Below are 4,110 nucleotides of genomic sequence, written 5' to 3'. Positions count from 1 at the left end.
GACATTTCTCGAAGCGCATATCATACTTTCTAATTTTACCAAAGAAAAAAGCAGCTGGGAAAAATCCCGCTGCTTATTTTGTTTCACGGTGTGCAGTTGTACGTTTTTCTCTTGGGCAATATTTCTTTAGCTCAAGACGATCTGGGTTGTTTCGCTTATTTTTTTTAGAAATATAGTTGCGATCTCCGCACTCTGTGCAAGCTAATGTAATGTTTACACGCATGTAATTTCCCTCCAAACTAATTCAAGCTAGGTTCGTGCATACGACTTTTCTATAATATCACTTTTTGTCGGGAAATGCTAGTGTGTTTTTTAAAAGCATATGATTCAAATTTATTACTGTATTTTTCTCTGTTCCTTCTATTGACCAGCAGCTGCTTTTTTGAGTTTCCCGAGGACCCATTTTCAAATCGAGAGAAAAAAGGCTGGCAGCAGCTCCCTTTGCCATCGGCTGATAACTAAGTACACCTGACTCGCGGCAAGCCCAAAGCCGTTCGGTGCTTAAATTCCATATTGGCTGGACCGTACATTGTTTCATCCTTCCCGTACTGTTCATTCCATTAACCAGGTAAATTCTTTTATCGGCAAAATGAAAGATGACATCTTCGTTTGGGGAAACAAAACTAAATTGATCATTCGCTGTTTCCATGTACTGCTGCATCAGAATTAACTTTGCATCCCTGCTGTTTTTGGAATGGTTTGTTACAAATATATCAAAGAACTCTACCTTCGAATGAATATTAGGCTGTCTGATTTTAATAGATAATTCTTCTATCGGAATCAATTTCTCGCTTGCATCATCAAGCCAATACACCTTACCGTTAACCCATAAACCTGGTGTTAAAATCAAGGAATTCCTGCATATGACCATTTCATCTTCTTTTTCTGCCTGAAGATAAGCATTTATATTCAAGATAAACCCTCCTTTTCGCAAGAATGCGTTATTAATAAATATTTATACAGATCATCTGTCGCCTTAGCGTTTTTTGCCCAGCTGAACTTTTCTTTGACTGCAAGTTTCCCATTAAGAGCTATTTCGTTTGCCAGCTGTTCATTTGCAAGGATAAACTTAATGGATTCAACCAAACTTTTCACATTTCCTGGTTCCATATAAAAGCCTGTCTTTAAATTTTCAGCCAAACCCTGCAGGCCTCCGGTTTGTGCAATGATCGTCGGGTTACCTGCTGCCAGTCCTTCAGCGGCAGCAAGACCGAAGGGTTCATATAGGCTGGCGAATACGGTCAAATCAGCCCTCTCCAAAAACCCTTTTCGAATCCCTTCCTGAATAAAGCCAATAAAATAAACTGAATCTTCTAATGACAAATATTTAACCTTCTGCCTATAGGATTCTAGTAATGGACCATTTCCCGCAATCACAAAGCACAAATCCGGATTGGTTCCTTTCAACATTGATGCAGCCTTTATCAATGTCTCGAAGCCTTTCTCTTTAACGATTCTACCAATCGAAAAGATAACCTTCTTTCCTTTAATAAAAGGATATACTACTTCAACATCTATTACTGGAAGACCCGTTTCCTCGATTATTGATCCATTTGGAATGATTGAAATCTTAGATTCTGGAACTCCAAATATTTGCTTAATCTCGTCTGCCATATAATCACTGCATACAATTACCTTATCTGATGCATGGGCAAGCGCCTTTTCCTTATCAAAAATAAATTGCTGCAGCTCGGTAAAGATTCCTTTGTTCCGCCCATATTCCGTGGCATGGATTGTAGCGGCAAGTGGAATCCCTAAGGATTTACTTATAAATTCGGCTGCAGGGCCTGTCATCCAATCATGAGTATGGACCATATCCACGATGGTATCTCGTGCAATGGAAAGCCCTATGTTGGCTGCTGCCAAATTTAGCCCGCCAATCCATGAAATGAAATTTGAGTCCTGGTCATTTAGGGGAGCTACCCGGTGGATGTGCACTCCATCCTTCTTTTCATAGCCAGGTGCACCATGTGGCCTTGAAGAAATAATATGGATTTCATAATCCCTTTTCACAAGCTCGATGGAAAGAGCATGAACATGTCTCGCAAGACCGCCAACAATATGGGGAGGATACTCCCATGAGAGCATAAGAATGGTTTTCTTTAGTTCTGTTTCTTTCCTCTGGATCACTTCTTGCTGCTCCCTTCGAGGTTCTCATAATACGTGTACGTACTTACATGTCCAACCCATTCAGGTGATTTCTCAGGAAGATCAGAACTTTCAGGAGCTATCGATTTAGCATTTAGTACAATTGCATTTGATCTCAGCAATGGAAAAAAATCTTCCTCATTGAGCTTGATTCCAAGTTCAACGACATAATTCCGTTTTTCACTTATACCTTTATATAGCCAGCTTGATATTCCTTGCCTTAAAATCACTTCATGAATGCATATTGTTTGCGTTCTAGTACCATTACCAGAAGTAATTTCAAACAATCGCAATGATTTAACAGTCTGTGCTTCTGGAAGATTGAAATAATCAGACATAAAAAACAATTTTTCATCCTGCAGCTGCCAAAAAACAAACAGCTTGTCAGGCGAAAGGATTCGCGCAGCAAGATGGTCTGATTCCCTGGTTGAATAATTTTTGTACTTCACCACGCTGCACCCCCAAATTAATAGTTTATTGCTAATATTGATAATGTATTCTATAAATTTATGTTAGCATTTTAACTACCTTGCTACAATGAACGCAAATTGTCGTAATTTGCACCTTATTGCTTTATCAGCGGAAGAACGAGCAAATAATTTTCTATAGTCAATATGTATTACAAATATGGTCTATAATCGACATGCTTTACAACGACTGGAAATCATATTATGACAAAACTATCATTTTTTTTCAGGAAAAAAATATAAATCGAAATTTCGAATGTGGAATGGTACACTAACTTTATGTGTTTTAATTACAGCTCGGGAGGAATAACAGATGGGCTACATAATATTAAGCCTGATTGCCTTGGCAGCTATCCTTTTCATACTTTCTTTCTTTTTAAAAGATCCGTATAAGGAACTGCGCGAGGAAATTGATCAGCTTACAATCCAGCAGATTCAAGATCTTTATCAGATCAAAAAAAAGCTGAAAGTACTCGAAGAAGAATTGCTAGTTAATGATTCAATCCTGGAAAAACGATCTTCTTTTAATACAGGAAAAAAGCAAATCCACGATATCATTAAAAATCAAGTATGGTCACTTGCCCAGCAGGGAATGGACCTTAATCAGATTGCAAAACAGTCTTCACTTTCGACTCAGGAAGTACAGGAAATCATTAATGAATTTGTTGATAAAGGACAGATCGTATGAATAAACGGACAGCACAGGCATTCGCACTAGGAATTCTGTTTTCTGCCATTTTCCTTTGGGCAGGAAGCAGTGTGATAGCTGATAAAGGTACGGAGCAGAAAGTAACTGTATCCAATGCAAAACAGCTTCTCGAAACTAATGGTTACAAAGTAATGGACAACAATGAGTTTGCAAAACTCAACGAGAAAAAAACAGCAGCAAAAGAGGAAAAGACAAAAGCTAAAGCTCCTGCTGAAAAGGCTAAAACCGAAGAGGTAAAAGAGGAGAAGAAGTTCACTCTTGTAATCGCTGGCGGCATGACTCCGGGGGACGTAGCAGTTATGCTGAAGAGCCAGGGAATCATTGACGACGAAGATAAATTCGAACGATTCCTGATTGATAAAGGCTACCATATGAAGGTCCAGATCGGACGGTATGAATTAACCGGCGGCATGGATTATGACCAGATTGCAAAAGTTATTACGAAAAATAGATAATGTCTTTATTAATAAACCCTCTTTACAAGGGTTTCAGACTGCAGACAAACTCGATGAGCATCGAGCTTGCCTGCAGTCTTTTTTTGTCTGTCTGTTAGATGGGTTTGTTGATTACCGTTCTAGGCACTTCGCTTTCATTCCAATTACTGTTCTTCCAGGTAATCGAGTGGCTTTATTGATGTCCTCATTTTCCAGTTTTTTCTTTTCAGGGTAACCAAAAAGCTTTTAGGGTGTCCTGTTGTTCCCATTTTTGTTCTTTCAGGTAACCAAGAGGCCTTATTGGTGACCTCTTTTTCCAATTTTTATTCTTTTTGGTAACCAAGAGGCCTTA

Annotated in this window: 6 protein-coding genes; 2 read left to right on the top strand and 4 right to left on the bottom strand. The window is 38.8% G+C overall.

Annotated features, from left to right (window positions below):
* Nucleotides 1–73 precede the first annotated feature (73 nt).
* From rpmG to V7654_RS14425, 4 genes are read right to left on the bottom strand one after another with little or no spacing between them, the layout of a single operon-like run.
* On the bottom strand, nt 74–223 hold the full coding sequence (gene rpmG / locus V7654_RS14440) for a 50S ribosomal protein L33 (protein WP_071395755.1): 150 nt from the start codon (nt 221–223) through the stop codon (nt 74–76).
* Between the two features lie 57 nt (nt 224–280).
* Nucleotides 281–913 carry a hypothetical protein gene (locus V7654_RS14435; protein ID WP_335431170.1) on the bottom strand — a complete coding sequence of 211 codons (633 nt, stop codon included), beginning with the start codon at nt 911–913 and terminating at the stop codon, nt 281–283.
* The gene (locus tag V7654_RS14430; RefSeq protein ID WP_335431167.1) at nt 910–2,130 is read right to left on the bottom strand and encodes a glycosyltransferase family 4 protein; all 1,221 of its coding nucleotides are present in this window, start codon (nt 2,128–2,130) and stop codon (nt 910–912) included. Before V7654_RS14430 ends, V7654_RS14435 begins: the two co-directional genes overlap by 4 nt.
* Complete coding sequence (locus V7654_RS14425; RefSeq protein ID WP_335431165.1) at nt 2,127–2,597, bottom strand: DUF4912 domain-containing protein; 471 nt, start codon at nt 2,595–2,597, stop codon at nt 2,127–2,129. Before V7654_RS14425 ends, V7654_RS14430 begins: the two co-directional genes overlap by 4 nt.
* Nucleotides 2,598–2,928: 331 nt before the next feature.
* On the opposite strand from V7654_RS14425, the gene V7654_RS14420 reads away from it, so the two are divergent.
* Both V7654_RS14420 and V7654_RS14415 read left to right on the top strand, forming a co-directional pair.
* The gene (locus tag V7654_RS14420; RefSeq protein WP_335431164.1) at nt 2,929–3,303 is read left to right on the top strand and encodes a hypothetical protein; all 375 of its coding nucleotides are present in this window, start codon (nt 2,929–2,931) and stop codon (nt 3,301–3,303) included.
* On the top strand, nt 3,300–3,779 hold the full coding sequence (locus V7654_RS14415; RefSeq protein ID WP_335431162.1) for a hypothetical protein: 480 nt from the start codon (nt 3,300–3,302) through the stop codon (nt 3,777–3,779). Before V7654_RS14420 ends, V7654_RS14415 begins: the two co-directional genes overlap by 4 nt.
* Nucleotides 3,780–4,110 lie beyond the last annotated feature (331 nt).

This window comes from Bacillus sp. JJ1609 (genome assembly GCF_036967045.1).
Taxonomy (GTDB): Bacteria; Bacillota; Bacilli; order Bacillales; family Cytobacillaceae; genus Mesobacillus.
The sequence above is the reverse complement of the archived record's forward strand: the minus strand, read 5'-3'. Positions and strand labels throughout refer to the sequence as shown.